Origin of the sequence: Lentzea sp. HUAS12 (genome assembly GCF_024125735.1) — a bacterium.
Classification (GTDB): Bacteria; Actinomycetota; Actinomycetes; order Mycobacteriales; family Pseudonocardiaceae; genus Lentzea; species Lentzea albida.
The window spans coordinates 6,097,204-6,121,170 of the sequence record NZ_CP099738.1; the positions used below are offsets into that span (position 1 = coordinate 6,097,204).

General features: G+C 69.2%; 24 protein-coding genes and 1 pseudogene. 10 read left to right on the forward strand and 15 right to left on the reverse strand.

Annotation, left to right across the window (positions count from 1 at the left end):
* Positions 1 to 66: 66 nt before the first annotated feature.
* From ND450_RS27715 to typA, 7 genes are all read right to left on the reverse strand, one after another.
* Positions 67 to 1,059, reverse strand: a complete 993-nt coding sequence (locus ND450_RS27715; RefSeq protein WP_253321504.1) for an ABC transporter ATP-binding protein — start codon at positions 1,057 to 1,059, stop codon at positions 67 to 69.
* On the reverse strand, positions 1,056 to 2,219 hold the full coding sequence (locus ND450_RS27720; protein ID WP_089909671.1) for an ABC transporter ATP-binding protein: 1,164 nt from the start codon (positions 2,217 to 2,219) through the stop codon (positions 1,056 to 1,058). The genes ND450_RS27715 and ND450_RS27720 overlap by 4 nt, the downstream gene beginning before the upstream one ends.
* Positions 2,219 to 3,151 carry an ABC transporter permease gene (locus ND450_RS27725; RefSeq protein ID WP_371927423.1) on the reverse strand — a complete coding sequence of 311 codons (933 nt, stop codon included), beginning with the start codon at positions 3,149 to 3,151 and terminating at the stop codon, positions 2,219 to 2,221. The genes ND450_RS27720 and ND450_RS27725 overlap by 1 nt, the downstream gene beginning before the upstream one ends.
* The gene (locus ND450_RS27730; RefSeq protein WP_253321505.1) at positions 3,144 to 4,142 is read right to left on the reverse strand and encodes an ABC transporter permease; all 999 of its coding nucleotides are present in this window, start codon (positions 4,140 to 4,142) and stop codon (positions 3,144 to 3,146) included. The genes ND450_RS27725 and ND450_RS27730 overlap by 8 nt, the downstream gene beginning before the upstream one ends.
* A gap of 93 nt (positions 4,143 to 4,235) precedes the next feature.
* The gene (locus tag ND450_RS27735) at positions 4,236 to 6,014 is read right to left on the reverse strand and encodes an ABC transporter family substrate-binding protein (RefSeq protein ID WP_253321506.1); all 1,779 of its coding nucleotides are present in this window, start codon (positions 6,012 to 6,014) and stop codon (positions 4,236 to 4,238) included.
* A 299-nt stretch (positions 6,015 to 6,313) separates the two neighbouring features.
* On the reverse strand, positions 6,314 to 7,975 hold the full coding sequence (locus ND450_RS27740; RefSeq protein ID WP_253321507.1) for an ABC transporter family substrate-binding protein: 1,662 nt from the start codon (positions 7,973 to 7,975) through the stop codon (positions 6,314 to 6,316).
* A 265-nt stretch (positions 7,976 to 8,240) separates the two neighbouring features.
* Entirely contained in the window at positions 8,241 to 10,136 is a 1,896-nt protein-coding gene (gene typA / locus ND450_RS27745; protein WP_089909659.1) for a translational GTPase TypA, read from the reverse strand.
* Positions 10,137 to 10,301: 165 nt separating this feature from the next.
* Here typA and ND450_RS27750 point away from each other — a divergent pair, with 165 nt between their 5' ends.
* From ND450_RS27750 to ND450_RS27755, 3 genes and pseudogenes are all read left to right on the forward strand, one after another.
* Positions 10,302 to 10,457, forward strand: a complete 156-nt coding sequence (locus tag ND450_RS27750) for a hypothetical protein (protein WP_253321508.1) — start codon at positions 10,302 to 10,304, stop codon at positions 10,455 to 10,457.
* Positions 10,458 to 10,766: 309 nt separating this feature from the next.
* Positions 10,767 to 11,021, forward strand: a pseudogene (locus ND450_RS46095) (S41 family peptidase); the annotation flags it as partial.
* A gap of 19 nt (positions 11,022 to 11,040) precedes the next feature.
* Positions 11,041 to 11,277, forward strand: a complete 237-nt coding sequence (locus ND450_RS27755) for a hypothetical protein (protein WP_253321509.1) — start codon at positions 11,041 to 11,043, stop codon at positions 11,275 to 11,277.
* Positions 11,278 to 11,359: 82 nt separating this feature from the next.
* Here the strand turns inward: ND450_RS27755 and ND450_RS27760 are convergent, their stop codons facing one another.
* Genes ND450_RS27760 through ND450_RS27770 form a run of 3 tightly spaced genes read right to left on the reverse strand, consistent with a single transcriptional unit; the run spans position 11,360 to position 13,552 of the window.
* The gene (locus tag ND450_RS27760) at positions 11,360 to 11,800 is read right to left on the reverse strand and encodes a hypothetical protein (RefSeq protein WP_253321510.1); all 441 of its coding nucleotides are present in this window, start codon (positions 11,798 to 11,800) and stop codon (positions 11,360 to 11,362) included.
* Between the two features lie 17 nt (positions 11,801 to 11,817).
* The gene (locus tag ND450_RS27765; protein ID WP_253321511.1) at positions 11,818 to 12,372 is read right to left on the reverse strand and encodes an isochorismatase family cysteine hydrolase; all 555 of its coding nucleotides are present in this window, start codon (positions 12,370 to 12,372) and stop codon (positions 11,818 to 11,820) included.
* A 4-nt stretch (positions 12,373 to 12,376) separates the two neighbouring features.
* Positions 12,377 to 13,552 carry a hypothetical protein gene (locus tag ND450_RS27770; RefSeq protein ID WP_253321512.1) on the reverse strand — a complete coding sequence of 392 codons (1,176 nt, stop codon included), beginning with the start codon at positions 13,550 to 13,552 and terminating at the stop codon, positions 12,377 to 12,379.
* A gap of 131 nt (positions 13,553 to 13,683) precedes the next feature.
* Here ND450_RS27770 and amcB point away from each other — a divergent pair, with 131 nt between their 5' ends.
* The 3 genes from amcB to ND450_RS27780 are packed head-to-tail and all read left to right on the forward strand — an operon-like array spanning position 13,684 to position 15,831.
* A complete protein-coding gene (gene amcB, locus ND450_RS27775; RefSeq protein WP_253321513.1) occupies positions 13,684 to 14,835 on the forward strand; it encodes a cyclophane-forming radical SAM peptide maturase AmcB in 1,152 nt (383 codons plus the stop codon).
* Entirely contained in the window at positions 14,816 to 14,947 is a 132-nt protein-coding gene (gene amcA, locus ND450_RS45760) for a multiple cyclophane-containing RiPP AmcA (RefSeq protein WP_256557316.1), read from the forward strand. Before amcB ends, amcA begins: the two co-directional genes overlap by 20 nt.
* 2 nt (positions 14,948 to 14,949) lie before the next feature.
* Positions 14,950 to 15,831 carry a hypothetical protein gene (locus tag ND450_RS27780; protein WP_253321514.1) on the forward strand — a complete coding sequence of 294 codons (882 nt, stop codon included), beginning with the start codon at positions 14,950 to 14,952 and terminating at the stop codon, positions 15,829 to 15,831.
* Positions 15,832 to 16,016: 185 nt separating this feature from the next.
* On the opposite strand, the gene ND450_RS27785 is transcribed toward ND450_RS27780, so the two are convergent.
* Positions 16,017 to 16,319, reverse strand: coding sequence for a YciI family protein (locus ND450_RS27785; RefSeq protein ID WP_089909653.1), 303 nt, complete (start codon positions 16,317 to 16,319; stop codon positions 16,017 to 16,019).
* A gap of 177 nt (positions 16,320 to 16,496) precedes the next feature.
* Here ND450_RS27785 and trpS point away from each other — a divergent pair, with 177 nt between their 5' ends.
* Entirely contained in the window at positions 16,497 to 17,420 is a 924-nt protein-coding gene (gene trpS / locus ND450_RS27790; protein ID WP_253321515.1) for a tryptophan--tRNA ligase, read from the forward strand.
* A gap of 6 nt (positions 17,421 to 17,426) precedes the next feature.
* Here the strand turns inward: trpS and ND450_RS27795 are convergent, their stop codons facing one another.
* Genes ND450_RS27795 through ND450_RS27805 form a run of 3 tightly spaced genes read right to left on the reverse strand, consistent with a single transcriptional unit; the run spans position 17,427 to position 20,179 of the window.
* A complete protein-coding gene (locus ND450_RS27795; protein ID WP_253321516.1) occupies positions 17,427 to 18,200 on the reverse strand; it encodes a (deoxy)nucleoside triphosphate pyrophosphohydrolase in 774 nt (257 codons plus the stop codon).
* A 9-nt stretch (positions 18,201 to 18,209) separates the two neighbouring features.
* Entirely contained in the window at positions 18,210 to 19,469 is a 1,260-nt protein-coding gene (locus ND450_RS27800) for a cell wall metabolism sensor histidine kinase WalK (RefSeq protein ID WP_253321517.1), read from the reverse strand.
* Positions 19,466 to 20,179 carry a response regulator transcription factor gene (locus tag ND450_RS27805; RefSeq protein ID WP_177229558.1) on the reverse strand — a complete coding sequence of 238 codons (714 nt, stop codon included), beginning with the start codon at positions 20,177 to 20,179 and terminating at the stop codon, positions 19,466 to 19,468. Before ND450_RS27805 ends, ND450_RS27800 begins: the two co-directional genes overlap by 4 nt.
* Positions 20,180 to 20,335: 156 nt before the next feature.
* Between ND450_RS27805 and ND450_RS27810 the strand changes: the two genes are divergently transcribed.
* Genes ND450_RS27810 through ND450_RS27820 form a run of 3 tightly spaced genes read left to right on the forward strand, consistent with a single transcriptional unit; the run spans position 20,336 to position 23,213 of the window.
* A complete protein-coding gene (locus ND450_RS27810) occupies positions 20,336 to 21,406 on the forward strand; it encodes a hypothetical protein (RefSeq protein ID WP_253321518.1) in 1,071 nt (356 codons plus the stop codon).
* Positions 21,403 to 22,407, forward strand: coding sequence for an ABC transporter ATP-binding protein (locus tag ND450_RS27815; RefSeq protein ID WP_089909638.1), 1,005 nt, complete (start codon positions 21,403 to 21,405; stop codon positions 22,405 to 22,407). The genes ND450_RS27810 and ND450_RS27815 overlap by 4 nt, the downstream gene beginning before the upstream one ends.
* Positions 22,404 to 23,213 carry an ABC transporter permease gene (locus ND450_RS27820; protein WP_253321519.1) on the forward strand — a complete coding sequence of 270 codons (810 nt, stop codon included), beginning with the start codon at positions 22,404 to 22,406 and terminating at the stop codon, positions 23,211 to 23,213. Before ND450_RS27815 ends, ND450_RS27820 begins: the two co-directional genes overlap by 4 nt.
* On the opposite strand, the gene ND450_RS27825 is transcribed toward ND450_RS27820, so the two are convergent.
* The gene (locus ND450_RS27825) at positions 23,210 to 23,965 is read right to left on the reverse strand and encodes an SDR family oxidoreductase (protein ID WP_253321520.1); all 756 of its coding nucleotides are present in this window, start codon (positions 23,963 to 23,965) and stop codon (positions 23,210 to 23,212) included. The two genes, ND450_RS27820 and ND450_RS27825, sit on opposite strands and share 4 nt — an antisense overlap.
* Between the last annotated feature and the right edge of the window lie 2 nt (positions 23,966 to 23,967).

The following is a 23,967-nucleotide window of genomic DNA, read 5'->3' on the forward strand; positions in this document are numbered from 1 at the left end:
GCGAACGGCCAGGGGGCGCGCCGGCGGCGCGTCCCCTGGCCGATGTCCCGCGTGGCCTGCGTGGCCTCAGACCACCGAACGTTCCTCCGCGAAGTGGCACGCGGACAACGTTCCCTCCGGCCCACCCCGCCTCTCCAGCTTGGGCTCCTCGGTGGCGCAGATGTCCTGCGCCTTCCAGCACCGCGTGCGGAACCGGCACCCCGACGGGGGGTTGACCGGCGACGGCACGTCGCCCGTCAGCACGATCCGCTGGCGCTTGCGCTCCGCCTTCGGGTCCGGCATCGGCACCGCGGACAGCAACGCCTGCGTGTACGGGTGCATCGGCTTGGCGTAGATGGCCTCGCGCTCGCCCATCTCGATGATCTTGCCGAGGTACATGACCGCGACCCGGTCCGAGATGTGCCGCACCACAGAGAGGTCGTGCGCGACGAACAGGTACGCGAGCCCGAGCCGTTCCTGCAGCTCCTCCAGCAGGTTCACGACACCGGCCTGCACCGAGACGTCCAAAGCGGACACCGGCTCGTCGAGCACCAGGAACCGCGGGTTCAGCGCCAGGGCGCGGGCGATGCCGATGCGCTGGCGCTGGCCGCCGGAGAACTCGTGCGCGTACCTGTTGCGGTGCTCGGGGTTCAGGCCGACGAGCTCCATCAGCTCGTTGACCCGCCGCTGCACGCCGCCCTCGACACCGTGGATCACCAGGGGTTCCGCGATGATGTCGTTGACCTGCCACTTGGGGTTCAGCGACGCGTACGGGTCCTGGAAGACGATCTGGATGTCCTTGCGCAGCGGCCGCAGCTGCTTGGTGCTCATGGACGTGAGCTCGCGGCCCTCGAACTTCACCGAGCCCGAGGTCGGCTTGTGCAGCTGCAGGATCGCGCGGCCGGTCGTGGACTTGCCGCAGCCGGACTCGCCGACGAGGCCGAGCGTCTCACCGGGGTGCAGCGTGAACGACACGCCGGACACGGCCTGCACCGTGCCGATGTTGCGCGGGATGATCCCCTTGCCGCGCACGGGGAACTCCTTGACGAGGTCGGTGACCTCCAGCAGTGGCGCGGTCACTTCGCCTCCTCATCCGTGAGCAACGACCCGTGCACGGCGGTCACCTCGAGCGACTCGTCGGGGTTGGCCGCGGCGAACGCGGCCGGGTTCTCGACGGTGCCGATCTCGTCGTGCAGGAACAACTTCTGCGGTGTCTCGATCGTCGCCAGGTGCTCCCAGCGGTGGCAGCGCGTCCGGTGGTTCGCGGCGCCGGCCTCCTCCAGCAGCGGCTCGTACTCGTGGCACACGTCGGCGACGAGCGGGCAGCGCGGCGAGAACGAGCAGCCGGTCGGCAGGTTCACCAGCGAGGGCGGCGCGCCCTTGATCGGGGTGAGCCGCTTGCCCAGCGTGGACGGGTTCGGCACCGAACCGAGGAGCCCGACCGTGTAGGGCATCCGCGGCCGTTCGAAGACGTCGTCGACCGGGCCGGACTCGACCACGGTGCCGCCGTACATCACCTGCACCCGGTTGACCATGCCCGCGACCACGCCGAGGTCGTGCGTGATCATGATGATCGCCGCGTCGGTCTCGGACTGCAGGCGCAGCATGGTGTCGAGGATCTGCGCCTGCACCGTCACGTCGAGCGCGGTGGTCGGCTCGTCGGCGATGATCACGCTGGGGTCGTTGATGATCGCCATCGCGATCACCACGCGCTGCCGCATGCCGCCGGAGAACTCGTGCGGGTACTGGGCCGCGCGCTTGTCCGGTTGCGGGATGCCGACCAGTTCGAGCGCCTCGACCGCCTTGGCCCACGCCGCCTTCTTCGAGACGTCGTGGTGCGCGCGGTAGGTCTCGGCGAGCTGCCACCCCACGGTGTAGACGGGGTTCAGCGACGTCATCGGGTCCTGGAAGATCATCGAGATGTGCTTGCTGCGGAACGGCTGCATCTGCTTGTAGGTGCGGCCGTTCAGCTCCTCGCCGCGGTAGCGGATCGAGCCCTCGATGACGGCGTTCTTGGGCAGCAGGCCCATGATCGCCATGGACGACACGGACTTGCCGGAACCCGACTCGCCGACGATGCCCAGCACGTCGCCGGGGTTGAGGTCGAACGAGACGTTGCGCACGGCGCGGACGTCGCCGTCGTCGGTCGGGAAGGTGACCGACAGGTCCTTGACCGAGAGCAGCGGTGCGGTGGAACCGGAGGGCAGGAAGTCCTCCGACAGTTCGGAAACAGTGGACATCAGGCACGCACCTTCGTCTGCCTCGGGTCGAACGCGTCGCGCAGACCGTCACCGATGAAGTTGACGGCCAGGGAGAGCGACACGAGCACGATGAACGGACCCCAGAACAGCCACGGCCGGTTCAGGAACTGCCCGTAGTTCTCCAGCACGATCACGCCGAGCGAGGTGTCCGGGGGCTGGACGCCCAGTCCCAGGAACGACAGCGCCGCCTCGGTCAGCACCGCGCTCGCGATCGCCAGCGTGGCGTTGACCGTGATGCTGCCGATCATGTTCGGCACGAGGTGCTTGAAGATGATGCGCGAGGTCGAGGCGCCGCACGCCCGCGCGGCCTCGATGAACTCGCGCTGCGCCAGGGAGAGCGTCTCACCGCGGGTGATGCGGGCGATCTGCATCCAGGCGAACGCGGCGAGCACCAGCGCGACGACGTACCAGCTGCCGGAGAAGCCCTTGACGACGATCGCGGCGACCGCGATCTGCGGGATGATCAGCAGCAGGTCGACCAGGCGCATCAGCGTCGTGTCGACGAAACCGCGCAGATATCCGGCGAGAGCGCCGAAGGTCACGCCGATGGCCGTGGCCAGCGCGGCCACGATCAGCGCGATCTGCAGCGAGTACCCGGTGCCGCGCATGAGCAGCGCGAGCATGTCCTTGCCGACCTGGGTGGTGCCGAGCGGGTGGGTGCCGCTCATCGGCTGGTAGGACTTGCTGCTCACGTCCTCGAAGTCGAAGGTCCAGATGAACGGGCCGACGAACGCGAACAGGACGAGGAAGACGAAGACGCCGAGGCTCACCATCGCGAGCCGGTGGCGCAGGAAGCGCCGCAGGACGAGCTGGCCCTGCGTGCGGGTCTGGGAGGCGTCGAACTCGTGGGAGTCGGACTGGGGAGCGCTGTTCACCACGCCGCCCTCGGACGCCAAGTTGATGTTAGCCAAGGCGAATCCTAGGGTCGAGGAAGCCGTACACGATGTCGGCGAACAGGTTGAACAGCACGATCAGGGTGGCCGTGACCGCGAGCCAGCCCATCAGCATCGGCGGGTCGAACTGCCGCACGGAGTTCACCAGCAGCGTGCCCATGCCGGCCCAGCCGAACACGGTCTCGGTGATGATCGCGCCGGAGAGCACGGCACCGAAGTTCAGCGAGAACAGCGTGGCGACGGGGATGAGCGCGTTGCGGAACGCGTGCTTGAAGATCACGCGGCCCTGGGAGATGCCCTTCGCCCGCGCGGTCCGCACGAAGTCGGAGTGCAGGATCTCGAGCATCGAGGCGCGTTCGAACCGGCTGTACGCGGCGAAGCTGATCAGCATCAGCGCGACGGTCGGCAGCAGGAACGTGCCGGTGTACTTGAAGATGACCTCGCCGAAGCTGCCGCTGAAGCCTCCCGGCCGCGGCCCCGCGGTGGTGAGCCAGCGGTCCAGCCCCATCGACTCCAGGACGTTGTTGAACTGGATGCCGTAGTTCTTCACGATGACCGCGACGCAGAAGATCGGCATCGAGAACATGAGGAACGCGGTGCTGGTGGCGAGGTAGTCGAAGATCGAGTACTGGCGCACGGCGGCGAGCACGCCGACCGAGACTCCCAGTGTCAGAGCGAGGAGTTCGGCGCCGATGACGAGGCGGCCGGTGGTCCACAGCGCGTCGGTGACGGCCGGGAAGACGGCGGTCTTGGCCTGACCGAGGGCGATGCTCTGGCCCCAGTCACCGGACAGGAAGTCGGTGAGCCAGTTCCAGTAGCGGATGATGACGGGCTTGTCGAGGCCCAGGGAGATCTCCGCGGCCTTGATGTCGGCTTCGGTGACACCCGGTCGGAATCGCATTTCCGCCAACGGGTTTCCGGCGGTGGCGACGAGGACGTAACAGGCGAAGCTGCCGATCAGCAGGATGGGTATCGAGATCAGCAGGCGCCGGATGATGTAGCGGATCACGGGCGGGCTCCTAGGGGGCAACCCGGCTCGGGCGGGGCCGGACTCGTGGTCCGGCCCCGCCCGGTCAGGCGTTGCGCACTTCAGCTATGGCGATTACTTGGTCTGCCACTCGTTGGCGTTCCACAGCGCGCCGTAGTAGCTCTGGAAGTACACGCGGTCGAGTCCCTTGAACGCCCACATGTTCGGCATCTGGAACAGCGGGAAGGACGCGTACGCCCCGGCGATCGCCTCGTCGGCCTCCTGGAAGTACTTCAGGGAGTCCGAGATCGACGTCTGCGAGACGGCCTGCTTCAGGGCCTCGTCGGCCTTCGGCACGGACAGGTTCTGCCAGTTCTGGCCACCACCGGTCTCGTAGATGGACTTCTTGCCGCTCTTGAACGGCGAGCTGGACCAGGCGAACAGCGCCACGTCGTAGTCACCGGCGGAGACGCGCTCGTCGAGGAAGTTCGGGTCGGTGTCGTCCTTGACCTCGATGCCGGCTTCCTTGCACTGGCCCTGGATCAGCTCGACGGTCTGCTTGCGGCGCGGGATGTCGGTGTGGCTGATCCGGAAGGAGGCGCGGACGCCGTCCTTCGCGAACACGCCGTCGGCACCCTGGGCCCAGCCCGCGTCGGTCAGGATCTTCTTGGCCTCGTTCGGGTCGCCCTTGGCCTTCTCGCCGTAGACGTCCTTGTAGCCCTCGTCCTTCGGGAAGAACATGAGGCTGCCCATGGGCTTCGCGTCGGTCTGGACCTCGGAGATCAGCTTGTCGATGATGTCCTGGCGCTTGACGCACATGAAGAAGGCCTTGCGGACCTCCTCCTTCGACAGCACCGGGTGCTTCATCTGGATGTCGAGGTGCTCGAACGACAGGCCGGGACCCGCGCCGAACGTCACGCCCTGGGCGTTGAGGCTCTTGAGCTTGGTGGCCGCGTTCGCGTCCGGCTGGGCGAAGGAGTTGACGGCGAGCTCACCGTTCTCCAGCGCCTGCGCCTGCGCGACGGGGTCCGGGATCGCCTTCAGGATGATCTTGGCCGGACCACCGGGCTTGCCGGCCCACTTGGCGTTGCGCTCCAGCGTCACCGACTGGTTCGGCTCGAAGCCGGTCATGACGTAGGGGCCCGCACCCGGCATGAGCTCCTTGGTGAAGCCGTTCCACTTCTCGTTCCAGAAGTCGGCGGCCTTCTGCAGCTCGGCGGGGTCGCTGGCCTTGGTCAGCTTGGTGACGTCCGCGATGCCCGTGTTCTTCTCGAGGATGTGCGCGGGGAGGACGTCGGCGTTGAACATGTCCTCGTAGTCCGGGTACGGCGAGGAGAACGTGCCGACGAACGTCTGGTCGTCCTTGCACTCACCGGTCGCGAGGTCGTAGCCCGTCGTGCCGGCCGGCTTGAAGAGCTTGGTGTTGTCGGCCTTCTTCGCGGTGTTCGACTGCGTGAACCACGCCATGTAGAAGTCGTCGCAGTCCCAGGCCTCGCCGTCGGACCAGGTGACGCCCTTCTTGAGCTTCCAGGTCACGACCTGGGGAGACTTCGAGGTGACCTCGATCGACTCCATGGTGTCCTTGTTCAGGACGACCTTGTTGTTGCCGTTCGTGATGTGCGCGCCAGGCTGCACGAGCACCAACGCGAACGTGTTGTAGGACTGGTTGGCGTCCTCCGTCGCGTTGTTGTACGAGGTGAACGGCTTGTCGGTCGAAACGACCACCTGGTCGCTCTGCTTCGTATCCGGCGCGGTGTAGCCGTCCGCGGACTCACCGCGGGCGGTCGCCATCTCCGCGATGGTGGCGTCGCCACCGTCGGCGTCGCTGCTCCCGCCGCCGCCACCGCACGCACCCAGCACGAGAGACGCGCTGGCGACCAGCGCGATCGCCGGAAGTGCTTTGGTTCTCCTCATCGACACGTGCCCTCCTAGCACTGGGCGGCCGTTGCCTGGTCGGCCTGCACGCCCATAACCGAGATGTGCCATACGCGCCCCGAACCGGCACATCGTGGGCAGCACGGTAGAAACCCGGTGAGGTGGCGGTCACTACCTAAGAGGGCGATCGTGACCCAATGGAAACAGGTTGTTGCAGGCCGCAATGGCCCGATTACCGGGCGAATGCGTTCGTTGACCGGGCGACAGGAATTCTGTCAACGAGAACGGCCGAACGTAGCAACGCGAAAAGGGCACGCGCAACAGATTTACGGCGGCGGCTACTTGTCGAGCCGTCGCCATTCGGGCGCTCCGCTGAGCACGCCCGCCAGGGGTGCCCCGGTGTCGACTCCTGAAACCGTCGGGAGCACACCGAGCAGGTCGACGACCTGGAACAGCGGTACCGAGACGGCCTGGGCCGCGATCAACGGCTCGACGCGGGCCAGCACGTCCGACAGCAGCGCCTTGCCGGTGAGGGCGGCGTCGATGTCGGCCTGGATCGCCGGGTCGCAGAAGCCCGCCGGGTTCTGGGGGCTGGGCGTCGCGCCGTCCGGGGCGTCACCGGCACAGCCGAACTCGCTCGCGAGCGCCGCCGCCGAGTCGCCCGCGTCGACCCGCGGGACGACGGCGATGTCCACGTCGGACTCCGTGAGCTGCTTGCTGAAGAGCTCCTCGGCGTTCGGCGTGACGACCTCGGAGTCGATCCCGCGCTCGGCCAGCTGGGCCTTGATCCGGTTCGCGATGCCGGCGTAGGGCTCGGTCTTCTCCGGTGCGGCGATCTTCAGCTTGAGCGCCTTGCCGGCCTTCTGCCACTCCGCGCCGGCCTTCGCGTAGCCGGCCTCGGTCAGCAGCTGCTCGCTCGCCGCCACGTCCAGGGTGTTCGCGGTGATCGACTTCGCGTACCCGGCGCGGCTCGGCGGCACCACGTACGAGTCGGCCCGGAACGACGTGCTCGGCCCGCTCTGCGTCCCGAACGCGATGAGCGCCTCGCGGTCGAGCGCGGCGACGACGGCCTTGCGCGTCTTGACGTCCTTGAGCCGCTCGCTCGCGGGCCGCAGCAGCACCTGCACGACCTCGTTGCGCGGCACGGGCTTGGTGGTGACCTTCTCGATGCCCGCGAGCAGGTTCACGTCCGACGCGTCGGCCCTGAGCAACGCCGCCTGGTTGTCGCCTTTGGACAGTGACTCGGCCATCGCGCTGTGCGTGGCCCTGCGGATGACGACCCGGTCGAGCGTGGTCGGCGTCTCCCAGTACCGGTCGCTGCGCTCCAGCACGACCTCACCGCGCGGCTCGTCGAGGCTACGCACCTGGAAGGGACCCGCGGTGGCGGGGAAACCGGTGGCGAGCACGTTCGACCACGTGCCGGGCGCGTCCTTGAGCAGGTGCGCGGGCAGCAGGTTCGCGAAGAGGGAGCGCCAGCCGGGGAACGGCTTGCCGAAGGCGACCTCGACGACCTTGCCGCCCTCCCGCGCGCTGATGTTGTTGACGAGCCTGTAACCCGCCGGATCCACCACGCCGGGCTCGGCCCTCATACGCTGCCAGAGGTAGTAGAAGTCCTCGGCGGCGATGGGAGCGCTGTCCGACCAGCTGGCGTCCTTGCGGATCGTGTAGGTGACGGTGAACGGCTCGGCCTTGGTGACCCTGGCGCTCACCATGAGGTTGCGGTCGAGCTGCGGCGCGCCGTCGTTGCCCGGCCGGAAGACGCTCGGCAGCAACAGCGAGCTGAGCGCCGTCGTGATGGGACTCTGCGCCGCGAGGGCGTGCGGGTTGTAGCCGCCCGCCACGTCGTCCACGCCGACCACGATCTCGGTGACCTTCGGCCCCGTGGTGGTGATGACGGGCGCCTCGGACGCGGGCACCAGGGGCGGAGGAGGCGCGTTCGTGCACGCCGCCGCGCTGCCGCACAGGACGGCAGCGACGAGCACTCCCCCAAGTCGCCTCATGGTCCTCACATTGCCAGAAGAGTATTGGTGGCGTTCGAGCAACCCAGGTTTTGTCACCCGCGCCACTACGGGTGACGTGTGGCGCCGTCGCGGGGTTGCTCGCCCGGTGGGTAGTACGGCTCACCTGGAAGAGTGGTTCGGCACCGGGGTCGGCGGAATCGCGGGGGTCGGAACGCGTTCCGCGGGTACCTGGATCCCCGTGCACCCCGGAGACGACGAAGGGCGGCCAGGCCACCGGCCCGGCCGCCCTCGTCAGGCGTTCGACTCAGCCGCGCTGCTTGAGACGCGAGCGCTCGCGGCCGCGCAGGTTGGCGTCCAGCGTGACCTTGCGGACGCGGATGACCTCCGGGGCCACCTCCACGCACTCGTCGGACGCGCAGAACTCCAGCGCCTCCTCCAGCGAGAGCTTGCGGGGGCGGGCCAGCGTCTCCATCACGTCCGCCGTGGAGGAGCGCATGTTCGTGAGCTTCTTCTCGCGCGTGATGTTGACGTCGAGGTCCTCGGCACGCGGGTTCTCGCCCACGACCATGCCCTCGTAGGCGTCGGCACCCGGCTCGACGAAGAACGTGCCGCGGTCGGCCAGCTGGATCATCGCGTAGGCGGTGATGGAGCCGGTGCGGTCGGCGACCAGGGAGCCGTTGTGGCGGGTGCGGATCTCGCCCGCCCACGGGCCGTAGCCCTCGGACACGGCGTTCGCGATGCCGGTGCCTCGGGTCTCGGTGAGGAACTCCGTGCGGAAGCCGATGAGGCCGCGCGACGGGACCACGTAGTCGAGCTTGATGCGGCCCGTGCCGTGGCCCGACATGTTCTCCATGCGGCCCTTGCGGTTGGCCAGCAGCTGCGTGACGGCGCCGAGGTGCTCCTCGGGGCAGTCGACGGACAGGCGCTCGAACGGCTCGTGGATCTTGCCGTCGACCGTGTGCGTGACCACCTGGGGCTTGCCCACGGTCAGCTCGAAGCCCTCGCGGCGCATCTGTTCCACCAGGATGGCCAGCGCCAGCTCACCGCGGCCCTGCACCTCCCAGGTGTCCGGGCGCTCGGTCGGCAGGACCTTCACCGACACGTTGCCGACGAGCTCGGCGTCGAGACGCGCCTTGAGGACGCGGGCGGTGAGCTTGGTGCCACCGTTGCGGCCGGCCAGCGGCGAGGTGTTCACACCGACGGTCATCGAGATGGCCGGCTGGTCGACCGTGATCCGGGGCAGCGCCTCGGGGGTCTCGGCGTCGGCCAGCGTGTCACCGATGGTGATGTCCGCGATGCCGGCGATGGCGACCAGGTCACCCGCGCGGGCGAACTCGGCGGGAATGCGGTCGAGCGCCTCGGTGATGAGGAGCTCGGTGATGCGGACCTTCTGCGGCTCGCCGTCCTCGCGGCACCACGCCACGGTCTCGCCCTTGCGCAGCGTGCCGCGGTGGATGCGGCACAGCGCGATGCGGCCGAGGAAGGTCGACGCGTCGAGGTTCGTGACGAGCGCCTGCAGCGGCCCGTCGACGTCGACGTGCGGAGCGGGGATGTGGTCGAGCAGCACCTGGAACAGCGTGTCCAGGTTCTCCTCGTCCGGCAGGCCGCCGTCCTCGGGCTGGGTGAGCGACGCACGACCGGCACGCGCGGACGCGTAGACGACCGGCAGGTCGAGCACCGACTCGTCGGCGCCCACCTCGGTCGCGAGGTCGAGCAGCAGGTCGTGGGCTTCCTCGACGACCTCGGAGATCCGGGCGTCGGGGCGGTCGACCTTGTTGACGAGCAGGATCACCGGCAGGCCGGCGGCGAGGGTCTTGCGGAGCACGAAGCGCGTCTGGGGCAGCGGGCCCTCGGACGCGTCGACGAGCAGGACGACACCGTCGACCATCGACAGCGCGCGCTCGACCTCGCCGCCGAAGTCGGCGTGGCCGGGGGTGTCGACGACGTTGATGATCACGTCACCATCCGGCGTGTGCCTGCGCACAGCCGTGTTCTTGGCGAGGATCGTGATGCCCTTCTCCCGCTCGAGCTCGCCCGAGTCCATGACCCGGTCGACGAGCTCGGCACGCGCGGAGAAGGCGCCGGACTGGCGCAACATGGCGTCGACCAGCGTGGTCTTGCCGTGGTCGACGTGCGCGACGATCGCGACGTTTCGCAGGTCAGTTCGCGTCTGAAGGGCGGACGCGGTGGCCGTGGGCACGCAGAACTCCTAGAGCTTCGAAGGCGTTGGAGGGGCTCGCGCCGGACACTTCGATGCGCAGGGCCGTTGCTCATACTACCGGCTGCGTCGCCATTACCACACAAGAGTGCCAGTGAAGTGAGCCTCACCTACTCTAGCGATACGTGTCGGAGTGGAGTTCAACCAGTGGGTAAGAAGCTCAAGAAGAAGTGCTGCCGATCGACGCCCCGCTGCAAGCGCTGCCCGGTTCCGTTCCTGCTCAAGGAACGCGACAAGGCCCGCAAGAAGGCCGCGAAGAAGGCGGAGAAGGCGGCCAGGAAGGCTCTGAAGAAGGCCGCGTGAGACCCGGTGGGGTCCGGGCGTGCGTCGACCGCGCTCGCCACTCGATCGAGAGCCCCCGCGCGGACTGGCCCGCGTTGCGTGCCGAAGCTCACGTCTTCGAGGACGCCCACGACGCGATCCGTCACGTGATCGCCGCGCTCGGCAACCCCCACACCCACCTGCTCACCGCCCAGCGGCTGGCCTCGCTCACGCCCGCCGTGCCGCCCACCGGCCGGCTGCTGGGCACGACCGGCCTGCTGGTCCTCCCCCCACGTCCACGCCCGCCACGGCCACGCGTACGTCAAGGCCGGTCTGGAGATCCTGCGCGGCCTGATCGCGCGGCGGCCGGCGGGGTGGGTGGTCGACCTGCGCGGCAACGGTGGCGGCGCCATGCACCCGATGCTCACGGTGGTCGCCCCGCTGCTGGGCGAGGGCGAGCGGGGCAGGTTCGTCGGCCCGGACGGGGAGACGGCCTGGGGAGTCCGGCGCCGCCACGTCCACCACGGCCGGTCCAGGACGTACCGCTGGCACCGGGTCCCGGCCGCCCGGCACGAGCCGGTGGCGGTGCTCGTCGACCGCCGCACCGCGAGTTCGGGGGGAGGCCGTGCTGATCTCGTTCCTCGGCGCCGGGGACGTCCGCACGTTCGGCGAACCCACGGCGGGGTTCGCGACGGCGAACCAGACGTTCGCGCTGCCCGATGGCGCGCAGCTCGCCATCACCACCGCGGTCATGGCCGACCGGACCGGCAGGACGTACGGCAACGACCCGATCGTCCCGCACGTGGTCACCGAGGACCCGCTGGCGGCGGCGGTCGAGTGGCTGGCCGGGTCGCAGGCCTAGGATCGGCTCCGGCAAGGACCTGCACATTGCCTGCGCCGGTTCCGAGGGATGGACCACCGGCGTTCGGCAGATGCGACCTGGTCTACTGATTGCCCAGCGCTGGAGCCCAGGGCGACCAGGTGGCGTGATGAACCGGGAGATCGGCCTCTCTCAGTTGGCTGACCACGCGCGGATCGTCGTCCACGACCAGTGCGATCGTGCGGTGCTGTCGAAGCTCCAACAGGCGTTCCAGCTTCACCAACCGAGCCGGTCTCTTGTCGCCGTGTGGCTGCATCAGCAGTTCGCCCGTTGGCAGGCCCTGTTCGAGGAGCCATCGGCGGGTCAGCTCGGCCAGTCGTACCGGCCGGCCGGTGAGCCACACGATGTCGTGCTCCACAGCCAGCTTGCGAGCCAACTCGGCACCCTCCGGGAGCACTGGATCGTCACCGGCCGCGTCGAAGAAGTCCGCCCACTTGGTGGAGGAGTCGGAGTCGAGGAGGTGGAGGCGATGCCGGACGTCGGCCACGGTGCCGTCGATGTCCATCACCGCTACCGGCCGCGTCACGCCGTCGCCACCAGCTTCGCCGAGAAGAGGTCCTCGGCGTCGATGAGCTGGCGGCGCCCGATGAACCGGCTGGTCACGAGGAGTCCCGCCTCGTGCGCTTCCTGTCCCGCGTGGCTGTAGACCGCGTCCTTGACCACCCAGGGTGTCAGGCCGCGCTCGAACGCGTCGCACGCCGTCTTGAGCACGCACGACTCGGTCGCGATCCCGACGATCACGATGTCGGTCCAGCCGTGGTGCGCCACGGTCGCGGCGCCTTCCTCGGTGAACAGCGAATAGATCGGCTTGTCCAGCACCACGACCGCACGCCGCGACGCCGGGGCCAGGTCATCGACGATGTCTGTCTCGGGGGAGGTCTGCATCCGCGACCAGTTGATCAGCCGCTCGTAGGGCGATCCGGGATGGTTGACGAATCGGGTGAACACGGTCGCACCTCCGGCTTCTTCCCAGCGACGCACGACATCGGCCACGTGCGGAACGACGGGTGCTGACTTGCTGGACACGAAGCCGTTCTGCACATCGACGACGACCAGCACGCTCTTGGCAAGGTCCACCTGATCAGTCTCCGCTCGCGTCTCGCAGCAACTCCAGCGCGGTCGTGAGGTGCTTGCCCAGCTCGCTGGTCTCGAGCACCGCCCGCCGCATCGCGGCGTGTTGCGCTGTCTCCTGCGGCCTGGCCATGGTCAACCGCGACCTGACCGCGCGGATCCAACGCCACCCGTACTCAGGTGGAACAACTGGATCACATCCTTGTTCCACCTGCTCGTGCACGCGGTGGCAGTAACACCACAACGCCTGGACCAGCAACTCACACTCGATCAGGTCGGACATCTGGAGTGCTCGTGCCGCCGCCTGCGGGTAGTAGCTGAGCCCTGCCCAGCTGGCGCAGCCGATGGACAGGCCGCGGATGCCGAACTCATCGATGCGGCTGTCGTGAAATCCTTCGCGCAGCAGTGTCTGCTCCACCAACTCCGCGTGGTGCAGGGACGGCCCGGTTTCGTCCGTTCCGCGGTCGAGCAGGACCCGCGGCATGCTCAACAACCGCATCGCGGTGTCGAGGTCCGGGCCGCTCCATGGTGACTCGTGCAGCCAGTAGGCCGACAGCACGTAATGCGCGAAGGGTCTGTCCGAGCCGGTCAGCGCGCGGAGCCACTCGGTCGCCCACTGCCTGGTCTCCCGATAGGTCTGCCGGCGCCACATCGCCAGGCTGGCGATGTTCGGCACGCTCAGCTCCTCCGCCAGGTGGAAGACCGCGACACCCCACGGGAACGCGTACAACTCGCAGTGACCGGCCGGATGGTCGACCTGTCCGACGTGGCAGTCCGCCCACTGCACCGAGCCGCGCACGAGGTTCGCTCGCTGAATGAGCGTGGAGAGCAGGTCGGGGCCGAGGTACACCGGCACGAACTTGTGGCTCGTAAGGCCGCACGACTGGTTGTTCTCCGCACCTGTGCTGAGGGTGCCGAACAGCTCATGCGGTGTGGCTTCGAACGCGGCGCAGTACAGCCGGATGTAGACCTCATCGCGCACCGCGGCTCTGCCGGTCTCGTGCCGGTAGATCGCCTTGGCCATGGCCCCCAGCTCAGGCGTGGTGAGCTCCAGTTGGCGACCGAGCCGCTCGAACTCCCTGGCGAGCCGGTCTCGTCCCCACCCCTTGGCCTGCCGTCGGCCGATCAGCACGAGGTTCGGAGTCGGACGCTTCCCCCCACCGATCGCAGCGGCGTCGCTGGACATGATCGATGTCCTTCCGTGTCCGTGCCTGTCATCTGCCGCACGACCGTCGTCCGAACCATATTTGAGTCAACACGAATGAACCCGGTCTTCGACGTTCAAGCTCATGTCCGCGAAAACGCACCGGAGGAGCGATGGCCCCTTGGATGGCCGAACAGCCCAAGACCATCGTCGCCCAGCCGACAACGCTGTGCCCGATGGACTGCACCTACTGCTACCTGCTCGAACGGCACCTCAAGCAAGAAATGACGCCTCAGGTGGCCTCCGCGATCGCGCACGGCATCGCCGCGTCGTGGGAGCCGGTCGAGGTGGTGTGGCACGGCGGCGAACCATTGGCGGTCGGGCTCGAGCGGTTCGCGGAGTTGTTGCAGCCCTTCGAGCCTCTGCGCCGGGCAGGACGCGTGCGGCACAAAGTCCAGACCGGCGGTGGGAGGCCGATCACCGACGCCTGGTGCGATGTGTTCGAGCAGTACGAGATCGGCGTGGGTGTGAGCATCGACGGACCTCGTGAACTCAACCGCCACCGCGTCGACCGCGGTGGCCGTCCGATGTTCGACCGGACCATGGCAGGTATCGAGACGCTGAAACGGCGCGGCATCCCGTTCACCGTCCTGGCGGTCGTCAGCCAGGACGGCACGGGGCAGGCCGGGCAGGTCCTGGATTTCATGCGAGACCTGGGCACCTCGTGGGTCGGGTTCAACGTCGAAGCCAAGGAAGGCGCGAACTCCGACGGGCAAACTCCCTCGATCGACCACGCCCGCCGGTTCTGGCGTGACACGTTCGAGTGGTGCCGCCGCAGCAACGACGTGACCGTGCGGGAGGTCTCGAACCTGTGGGGGTTCCTCGGCTTGACGCAAGACCGGCGCGACGCGGACTCCCGGCACGACCCCATTCCGACGATCGCGTGGAACGGGGACGTGGTGCTGCTGTCGCCGGAGCTGCTCGGCGTTCGCAGCATCACCTACGACGACTTCATCGCGGGCAACGTGCTGGAAAACGACCTGCCCACGATCTTGCTGCGCGCTGACGAACTGCTGTACGTCCAGGAGTTCGCGGCCGCGCTGAAGACCTGCAAGCAGACGTGCGAGTTCTTCTCCTTCTGTCAGGGAGCGCACGCGGGTGATCGGTTCTTCGAGCACGGCACCTTCGCCGCGACCGAGACCGACCACTGTCGAAATTCCGTTCAAGCGCCCGTTCTGGCGCTTGCCGAACTACTGAACAGGCGAGGGGAAGCGGATGACGGTCTTGGAGCACATGGTGCGTGCGGTGTCGAACCGCGACACTGAGTGGGCACGGTTCGTGGCCGCGAGCACCACGACGAGCGTGAACACCAGCGGCGTGGACTGGGGCCGCAAGGGCGGCAGCTGGGGCAAAGAAGGCGAGTTCTGGAAGAAGTGAACATGGACGCCCTGGAGATCGAGAGGGCTGTCGAGCGACGACGGGTCTGGCTCGACAGGCAGCTCGACGTGGCAGCGACGGCGCTGGACGTGAGTGTGGTCGGCGAGCCGGTGAACACCTTCGACATGCGCTCGGCCGGCGCGGTCGCCCGCGTCGAGAGCAGCGATGTCTGGCTGAGGGTCGTGGTGGAAGACGCCGACTACGAGCCCGTCTGCCGGTGGGACGGCAACGTCTCCGCCAACTCGATCCGTGGCGTCGCCAAACCCGCGGTTCTCCGGTGGCACGACTGGCAGCACGACGACGAGTACCTGCGGGGCCGCCGTCTTCGGGGCGAGGTGATGACCCTCGCCCTGGGGACGACGGTCGCTCCCGGCGGCGTGCTGCACGACGACCCCCGGCTACCGGACACCTGGTGGCAGGACCTGCGCCGGTCACTGGAAGCGCTGGCGGCACATCCGACGGAATGGCACCACGAGCTGGGTGCGGTGGCCTCCACCATCCGCAGCGTCGAACACCACTTCGGCATCACGTTGGCCGAAGACGTCTTCGCCGATGTCAGCTGGACGACAGCGCACGCGGACTTGCACTGGGCCAATCTGCGCCGGCCACAGATGTGCATCCTCGACTGGGAGAGCTGGCGTCCCATGTTCGCCGGGTACGACCTCGCCACGCTCTACTGCAACAGCCTTCGAGACCCGGTAACCGCCCGGCGAATCCGCGACATGCCCGAGCTGCACACGCGCAGCGGCCGTCTGGCTCTTTTGTCCGCGATCTGCCGTTACCTCTGGATCGTGGGCGAAGGCAGCGACTGGGACCTGCTCGAACCACACCTCCGAACCGAAGCCGAGCCGATTCTCTCCAGCATGACGCGGAGAACCGACTGAAGCGCTGTCCTGCAAGTCCTGTTGGTCGACAGTGGCCGCTGAGGGCCTCGAAGCTCGCCGACCGGACCGGCAGGACGTACGGCAACGACCCGATCGTCCCGCACGTGGTCACCGGGGACCCGCTGGCGGCGGCGGTCGAGTGGCTGGCCGGACGGGACCGGGCGTGACCGTCCGGGGAAACCGGCCTAGGCCGGCAGCACGGCCTCGTTCAGCTTGGAGAGTTCGGGCGCCGTGCGGGTCGCCTCGAACTCGCAGATCTCGTACTTCACGAGCTTCTGCTCCGCCCACGGGTCGGTGGCGAGCAGCGCCTCGAGCCTGCCCCGGGGCATGGGGCGCGTGATGATCACGCCGCCCGTCCTCGGCACCTGACGCCCCGAAGCGAGGAACAGGCCCCGCTCGTACTGCTTCTCGACCCACTCGCGGTGGTCGGGGAGGGCGTAGTCGATCTGTTCCAGTGGCGCGGCGTACTTCAGCAGCACGATGAACATGCGTTGACGGTAGACCTATACTCGTGGTCGTGCGCATCCTCAACGCCTTCTGGCAGGCCGCTTTCAGGCGGCCGGAGTAGCAGCGCGCAGACACCACTGACGCGAACCACGGGCCGCCCCGACGGGCGGCTTTTTTGATGCGTTCCGGACGGGCGGTCCCCCACGAGAGGACCGATCATGATCCGGCTTTCCGCCATCACGCCGTCCGGCCAGGTGCACCTCGGCAACTACCTGGGGGCGCTGCGCACGTGGGCGAAGGAGGGCACCGACGAGGACGTGTACTTCATCAGCGACCTGCACGCGATGACGTCGTCGCACAACCCGCAACGGCTGCGATCGATGACGCGCGAGCAGCTCGCGGTGCTCGTCGCGTCCGGCATCGACCCGGCCAGCGTGTGCGTGCAGAGCGACCTCATCCGCGAGCTGGGGGCGCTCAACTGGGTCCTGGAGTGCACCTGCACGTACGGGGAGGCGGCCCGGATGATCCAGTTCAAGGAGAAGTCGCTCGGGCGCGAGTCGGTGCGGCTGAGCCTGCTCACCTATCCGGTGCTGATGGCGGCGGACATCCTGTTGCAGGGCACCGCGGAGGTGCCGGTGGGCGAGGACCAGTTGCAGCACGTCGAGTTGGCGCGGGCGCTCGCGCGGCGGTTCAACCACGCGTACGGGGACGCGTTCATCGTGCCGAACGCGGTGGTGCCCAAGGTCGGGGCGCGCATCAAGGACCTGTCGGACCCGGCGCGCAAGATGGACAAGTCGGCGCAGAACTCGGCCGGGGTCGTGTTCGTGCTGGACGAGCCGGACCTCGTGCGGCGCAAGGTGCGCCGGGCCGTGTCGTCGACCGACGGGATCGCGAACCTCGTCGAGATCCTCGCCTCCTGCACCGGCAAGGAGCCCGAGGACTACACGAGCAGGTTCGCCGAGCTCAAGGACGTGGTGGCGGAGGCGGTGATCGAGGAGCTCAAGCCCGTGCGCGACCGGACCCTGGAGCTTCTCGCCGACCCCGCGGAGCTCGACAGGATCCGCGCGGCCGGGGCCGACCGGGCCAGGGAGCGCGCCCAGCACCGGCTGAACGCGGCCCTGCGCCTGTCCGGGCTCAGTTGAGGAGCATCAGGTGAGCAGCTGCTGAAGGGCCGGGACCAGCACCCGGTCGGCCGGCAGCCAGTCCAGGGAGGGCAGCTCGTCGGCGGTGAGCCACCGGACAGCGTTGTGCTCCAACGCTTCCGGCTCACCGCCGGCGAGCTCCGCGGCGAAGATCCGCAACACCAGATCGCGCTTCAACGGCACGTCGGGGCCGACCTGCGGGCCGACGACGACCGGGACGCCCAGCTCCTCCACGCACTCGCGCACCAGCGCGTCCTCGGGCTTCTCGCCGGGCTCGACCCGTCCGCCGGGCAGTTCCCACCGCCCCGCGTGGCTTTCCGGGAAGGAGCGCTGCTGCGCCAGCAACCGTCCACCCCGGACGACCGCCGCGCCGACCACCACCCGCGCCCCGGCCAGTTCCGCGCACCGGCGGGACAGCAACGCCGAACGCTTCTCCAGCACCCGCAACGCGATCCCGCGCGCGACGGTCACGTCGGCGAACCGCCCGACGACGCCGCGCACGGACTTCCACGAGACCCGGTCGATCACCATCGTCCCGGCCCCGGTGACGACGAGATCCGTGTGCAGCTCCAGGAAGTCACCCGCGGCCGACACACCGGACAGATCGGCGCGCGTCACCGTCAACCGGACCCCGAACGGCCCGGCCAGGGCATCTCCCACGCACAGCAGCGGACCGGAGGCCCGGACACCGAGACCCGTGATCAGCGACGTGTCCACCAGGGCACCCGCCACCACCGAAACAGGCGCGTCGACCAGCGCCGACGCTCGCAACTCTGGCACCGGAGCTTGCTACCAGGACGGCCAGCGGATCTCCAAACGCGCACCACCGGCGGGCGACTCCGCGGCCCGCACCGACCCGCCGCGGCGCTGCACGAGGTGCGCCACCAGCGCGAGGCCCAGCCCGAACCCGCCGGAGCGGCGCCCGCGGTCCTCCTCCACCCGGTAGAACCGGTCGAACACCTTGGTGCGGTGCTCGGCGGGGATCCCGTGCCCGTCGTCGTCCACGAGCAGCCGCACGTCCCGGCCCACCGGCACCAGCGTCAGGGTGATCGTTGAGTACGCGTACCGGGCGGCGTTGCGCAGCAGGTTGTCCAGCACCAGCTCGACCTCGGAGCGCGTGGCCGACACCAGGCACGCCGACGGGGGCGCGTTGAGCCGCACCAGCAACTCCGTGTCGAGCCGCGAGATCGCCGCCTCCGCCTCCAGCACCAGGTCCACCGCCTCGGCGCGCGGCGGCGCCCCGGTGTCGGCGCGCGCCAGGATCAGCAGCGACTCCACCAGCGCGCTGAGCCGGATCGACTCCTCGACCACCGACTCCAGCACCTCGATGGAGAAGTCGGGGTCCGGGTGCGCCACCGCGACCTCGGCCTGCGCCCGCACCGACGCGACCGGCGAGCGGAGCTCGTGCGCCGCGTCGCCGGTGAACCTCCGCAGCCGGTCGGAGGCCTCGTCCCGCCTGGCCAGCAGCGCGTTCAACGCCTCGGCCAACGCCTGCAGCTCGTCCCGCGCGAGCGGCACCGGCAGCCGTTCGCCGTGCGGCAGCTCGCCCGCGGCGACGCGCATCCGCTCGACGGGCCGCAACGACGACCGCACCGAGAGCCAGGTCGCGATCCCCACGAACCCGGCCACGAGCACCGCCGCGACGGCCAGCCAGCGCGTGCCCAGCGTGTTGGCCTTGCCGTACCCGAGCAACGTGCTCGCGTAGACCTCCAGCCGGGGCGTCCCGTCGCCGGCGAACACCACGCGCCCGCGGAACCGCAGCGCGGACTCCCCCTCCAGCCGCAGCACCGGTTCCCCGGACCTCAGCACCCGGACGTCCTGCGCCGTCAGGGGAAGCGGCGGCCCACCGTCCACAGGGGACCCCGCCACGTCCAGCAGGCGCGGTTCCGACCTGGCGAGCTCCTGGTCCACCGCGGTGATCTGGATCAACCCGATCAACGCGGGCGCGAACCCGGTGAAGGCCAGCAGGCACAGCAACGCCACCCCGGTGGCGACCACGGTGATGCGGAAGCGCAGCGTCCGCCGCAACCACCAGCGGCGAGGGTTCACCTGTTGCCGAGCGCGCTGTCGAGGTCGGGGGTGGACGCGATGTAGCCGTGGCCGCGGATCGTCCGCACGACCTCACCCGCCCCGACGGCCTCCAGCTTGCGCCGCAGGTACCCGACGTAGACCTCGACGGCGTTGCGGGTGGCCGCCTGCTCGTCCCCCCAGACCGTCCGCAGCAGCTCGTCCTTCGTCACCACGGATCCCGCGCGCGACGCCAGCACGTCGAGCACCGCGTACTCGCGCGGCGACAGCGACACGTCCTGCCCGCCCCAGCTGACCTCGCGCAGCCCGCGGTCGATCACCAGGTGCCCCAGCGTCAGCTTGCGACGGGCCCCTCCCCCGCGCCGCAGCAACGCCCTGACCTGCGCGACCAGCACCACGAAGCTGAACGGCTTGACGAGGTACCCGTCGGCGCCGAGGTCGAGCCCGTCCGCCTGGTCGACCTCGCCGTCCTTGGCCGACACCATCAGCACGGGCGTGCGCACCCCGTCGGCCCGCATGCGTTGCAGCACGCGGTACCCGGACAGGCCGGGCAGCATGATGTCGAGCAGCACCACGTCGAACGCCCCGGTCAGCGCGACCCGCAACGCCGTGGGCCCGTCGGAGGCCGTGACGACCTCCATGCCCTCGGCCGACAGGCCACGCTCCAACGCCCGGCGCACGCCGGCTTCGTCGTCCACGACCAGCACTCGAGGCTTCACACCGCACAGCATGCCGCCCGAGGCTCTCAGCTGCCCGCAAGATCTCAGCCGACTCTCAGAAAAAAGCAGGGCGCAGGCGGGAAACCGCAGGTCCGAGTAGTCTCAGCACCATCTCAGCAACCCACCACCAAGCTATGGGTACAAGCCCTTGGAGGAGGGGAACCACTGATGAACAAGCGAAAGGTGACCCTGGCCGCCGCGGCGGCCGGTGTGATCACCGGAGCGGCAGGCCTGAGCCTGCTCGCGATGCCGGCGGGTGCGGGCCAGCCGCCCACCCTTCCGGACGTCTCCCCGGAGGCGCTCGTCGAGCAGGTCCTGACGAGCAAGCCCGGCGCGTTCGGCGGAACCGTGGAGGTCGACAACAAGCTCGGCCTCCCGTCGATCGCCGAGATCCCGCAGCTCGCCGACGGCAAGCACAGCGCCCGCATCTGGACCGACGGCAACGGCAAGTTCCGCGCCGCCCTGCCGAACGGCCAGTCCGAGCAGACCATCGTCAACGACGGCACGACCACGTGGGCGTGGAACTCCGCGGACAACGAGGTCACGAAGTCCGAGCACAAGGCGGACGAGCCGAAGCCCGCCGACGAGAAGGCCAAGTCGGTCGACCCGGCCGAGGCCGCCAAGCAGATCGTCGGCCTGACCAAGGAGTTCAGCGAGATCAGCGTGGACGGGACGGCGCGCGTCGCGAACCGTGCCGCCTACGAGCTCGTGCTGACCCCCAAGGCCAGCGAGAAGACGCTGATCCGCGAGGTGCGGGTCGCCGTCGACTCCGAGCTCAAGATGCCGCTGCGCGTCGCCGTCCTGACCAACGGCACGAGCGAGCCCGCGGGCACGGTCGGCTTCAGCGAGATCAACGTCGGCCCGCAGGACTCGAAGCTGTTCGAGTTCACGCCGCCCGCCAACGCCAAGGTCACCACGCCGGAGGCCAAGGAGCAGCGGGCGGACCGCACGCCCGAGCTGGGTCTCGAGCAGGCCCTGCAGGGTGAGGACCCGCAGATCTTCGGCACGGGCTGGGACACGGTCGTCGGCGCGAGGATTCCCGCCCAGGCCATGACGCAGGTCCCGGCCGAGGCACAGGGTCTGGTCGACAAGTTCACGAAGAAGGTCAGCGGCACCTGGGGCAGCGGCCAGCTGTTCACCACCAAGGTCGCCACGATCCTGATCTCCGACGACGGCCGCGTGGTCGCGGGCGCCGTTCCGGAGCAGGTGCTGTTCGACACGATCGGACAGGTGAAGTGACCACCTCGACCAGCGCGCCGGTGACAGCGCCTTCGAAGACCGCTGTCGCCGCGCGGACCAAGGGACTGCGCAAGGAGTACGGGAGCACGGTCGCCGTCGACCGCGTCGACCTCGAGCTGCCGGAAGGAGCCGTGCTCGGCATGCTGGGCCCCAACGGGTCCGGCAAGACGACCACGATCCGGATGCTGCTCGGGCTGGTCCGCCCCACGCAGGGGGAGATCGAACTGCTCGGACGGCCGCTGCCGGAGGGAGCCGAGCAGGCGCTGCCCCACGTGGGCGCGCTGGTCGAGGGTCCGGGGTTCCACCCGTTCCTCAGTGGACGGGAGAACCTCGTCAGGTGTGCCGCGTTCGAGCCCTTGCTGCCTCGCAAGGAGATCAAGCAGGCGGTCGAGGACGCCATCGAACGCGTCGGGCTCGCCCAGGCGGCCCACCGCAGGTACCGGGGGTACTCGCTCGGCATGAAGCAACGCCTCGGCCTGGCCGCGGCGTTGCTCGTGCCGCGCAAGCTCGTCGTGCTCGACGAGCCGACCAACGGCCTCGACCCGGCGGGCACGCGGGAGATCCGCAAGATCATCGCGGACCTGCACGCGGCCGGCAGCACGGTGCTGGTGTCGAGCCACCTGCTGAGCGAGGTCGAGGCGACGTGCACGCACGTCGCGGTGCTGCACCGCGGAACCGTGGTGGCGCAAGGAGAGCTGACCGAGCTCCTGCAGGCGGGGGGATCCGCGCTGCAGGTGATCACGCCGGACGTCGAGAAGGCGCTGAGCGCGTTGCGGCAGGCCAAGATCTCCGCGCGCCCGCTCGGTGACGGCCTGCGCGTCGAGCTCGCGGGGACGAGCGCGCCGCAGGTGATCGAGACGCTCGTGCAGGGAGGCGCCCGCGTCTTCGAGGCGACGCGCTGGAAGACGGGCCTGGAGGAGCTGTTCGCGCGGCTCACCGAGGCCGAGGAGGCCGAGCGCGGGATGTCCGCCGTGGACACCCTGGACGGGGGACGGCGATGATCACGCGTCAGTTCGGTTCCGAGGTGCGCTGGATGCTGCGCAGGCCTCGCACGATCATCGGCCTGTTCGGCCTGGTGCTGGTGCCGATCATCATCAGCTTCGGCATCTGGACCGCGGGCGACGACGAGGGCGGTGGCGGCGGCCCGGGACTCGCCGCGATCATCCAGGGCAACGGCCTGGTCGTGCCGATCTTCACGTTGTTCCTGTCGCTCAACCTGTTGTTGCCGCTGGTGGCGTCGATCTGGGCGGCGGACGGCCTGGCGGGCGAGGCGCAGCACGGCACGTTGCGCGGCCTGCTGGTCGCACCGGTGTCGCGCGTGCGGCTGCTGTTCGTGAAGCTCTTCGGCCTCACCGCGATGTCGTTGTTCGCCGTCACGCTGATGGCCGTCGTCGGCATCATCGCCGGCACCGCGTTCCTCGGCTCCGACGGCATGATGACGTTGTCCGGCACCACGCTGGGCACGGGCGAAGGCCTGCTGCGCATCGCGTTGTTCATCGTCCTGGTGACGTTCCAGATGGTGTCGATCGGCGCGGTCGCCCTCGCCGTCTCGGCGACCACCGAGCACCCGCTGGTGGTGCAGGCGGCGACGATGACGACGATCATCGTGTTCCAGGTGCTGTCGCAGTTCCCGTCACTCGACTGGCTGCACCCGTTCCTGATCACGACCGGCTTCCCCGGCCTGATCGACGTGATGCGCGACCCGATCCCGCTCGGCCAGATCTGGGACAGCACGCTGCTCGCGGGCTGCTACCTGCTGATCGGCACGGGCCTGGCCGCGATGCGCCTCATCACGAAGGACAACTAACGCCGGAAGCCGCCTTCGCTGTTGATCACCTGACCGGTGATCCACTGAGCGTCGTCGGTGCACAGCCAGGAGATCAGCCGGGCGGCGTCGTCCGGCCGGCCCCAGCGCTTCAACGGCATCCGCTCGTTCACCAGTTCCGTGAGCTCCGGTCCGGCCCACCCCGTGTCGGTCGGGCCGGGGTTCACGGCGTTGACGGTGACGCCCCGGTCCGCGAGCTCGTGCGACAGCGTCGCGACGATCGCCGCCAGCGCCCCCTTCGAGGCCGCGTAGGCCACCTCGCCGGGCATCGGGCCGAGGTTCTGCCCCGACGTCAGGAACACGACCCGCCCGCCGTCGTTCCCGGTCCACCGCTTGGCAAACGCTTGCGCGAGCAGGATCGACGACCGCGTGTTCACCGCGTAGTGCTCGTCGAGCATCGCCGCGTCCACCTCGGCCAGCGAGCCGTCGCCACCGGACCGCGCGTGGTTGCACACCAGCACGTCGACCCGTCCGAACGCTTCGACGGCCGCGGCCAGCAACTCCTCCGGCGCCTCGGGCCGGGCCAGGTCGACGGCCAGCCCTGAAGCGCCGAGGTCCGCCAGCACCTCGTCCACGTCGTCGGCGCCCCACGGCTGTGAGACGTCGTGTGCGACGTGGTGCTGCACGAACACTTCGGCGCCCAGCCCGCGCAACCGCGAGGCGATCGCGTAGCCGATTCCCTGCCGCCGGCTCACACCCGTGACCAGCGCGACGCGTCCCTCGAGAAGTCCCATAG

Bases quoted from the DNA above. Each gene is read 5' to 3' on its own strand.
- ND450_RS27720 (WP_089909671.1), bottom strand. From the start codon at position 2,219: ATGTCCACTGTTTCCGAACTGTCGGAGGACTTCCTGCCCTCCGGTTCC.
- ND450_RS27735 (WP_253321506.1), bottom strand. From the start codon at position 6,014: ATGAGGAGAACCAAAGCACTTCCGGCGATCGCGCTGGTCGCCAGCGCG.
- ND450_RS27740 (WP_253321507.1), bottom strand. From the start codon at position 7,975: ATGAGGCGACTTGGGGGAGTGCTCGTCGCTGCCGTCCTGTGCGGCAGC.
- ND450_RS27760 (WP_253321510.1), bottom strand. From the start codon at position 11,800: ATGGACATCGACGGCACCGTGGCCGACGTCCGGCATCGCCTCCACCTC.
- ND450_RS27770 (WP_253321512.1), bottom strand. From the start codon at position 13,552: ATGTCCAGCGACGCCGCTGCGATCGGTGGGGGGAAGCGTCCGACTCCG.
- amcB (WP_253321513.1), top strand. From the start codon at position 13,684: ATGGCCCCTTGGATGGCCGAACAGCCCAAGACCATCGTCGCCCAGCCG.
- ND450_RS27780 (WP_253321514.1), top strand. From the start codon at position 14,950: ATGGACGCCCTGGAGATCGAGAGGGCTGTCGAGCGACGACGGGTCTGG.
- ND450_RS27785 (WP_089909653.1), bottom strand. From the start codon at position 16,319: ATGTTCATCGTGCTGCTGAAGTACGCCGCGCCACTGGAACAGATCGAC.
- trpS (WP_253321515.1), top strand. From the start codon at position 16,497: ATGATCCGGCTTTCCGCCATCACGCCGTCCGGCCAGGTGCACCTCGGC.
- ND450_RS27805 (WP_177229558.1), bottom strand. From the start codon at position 20,179: ATGCTGTGCGGTGTGAAGCCTCGAGTGCTGGTCGTGGACGACGAAGCC.
- ND450_RS27810 (WP_253321518.1), top strand. From the start codon at position 20,336: ATGAACAAGCGAAAGGTGACCCTGGCCGCCGCGGCGGCCGGTGTGATC.
- ND450_RS27820 (WP_253321519.1), top strand. From the start codon at position 22,404: ATGATCACGCGTCAGTTCGGTTCCGAGGTGCGCTGGATGCTGCGCAGG.
- ND450_RS27825 (WP_253321520.1), bottom strand. From the start codon at position 23,965: ATGGGACTTCTCGAGGGACGCGTCGCGCTGGTCACGGGTGTGAGCCGG.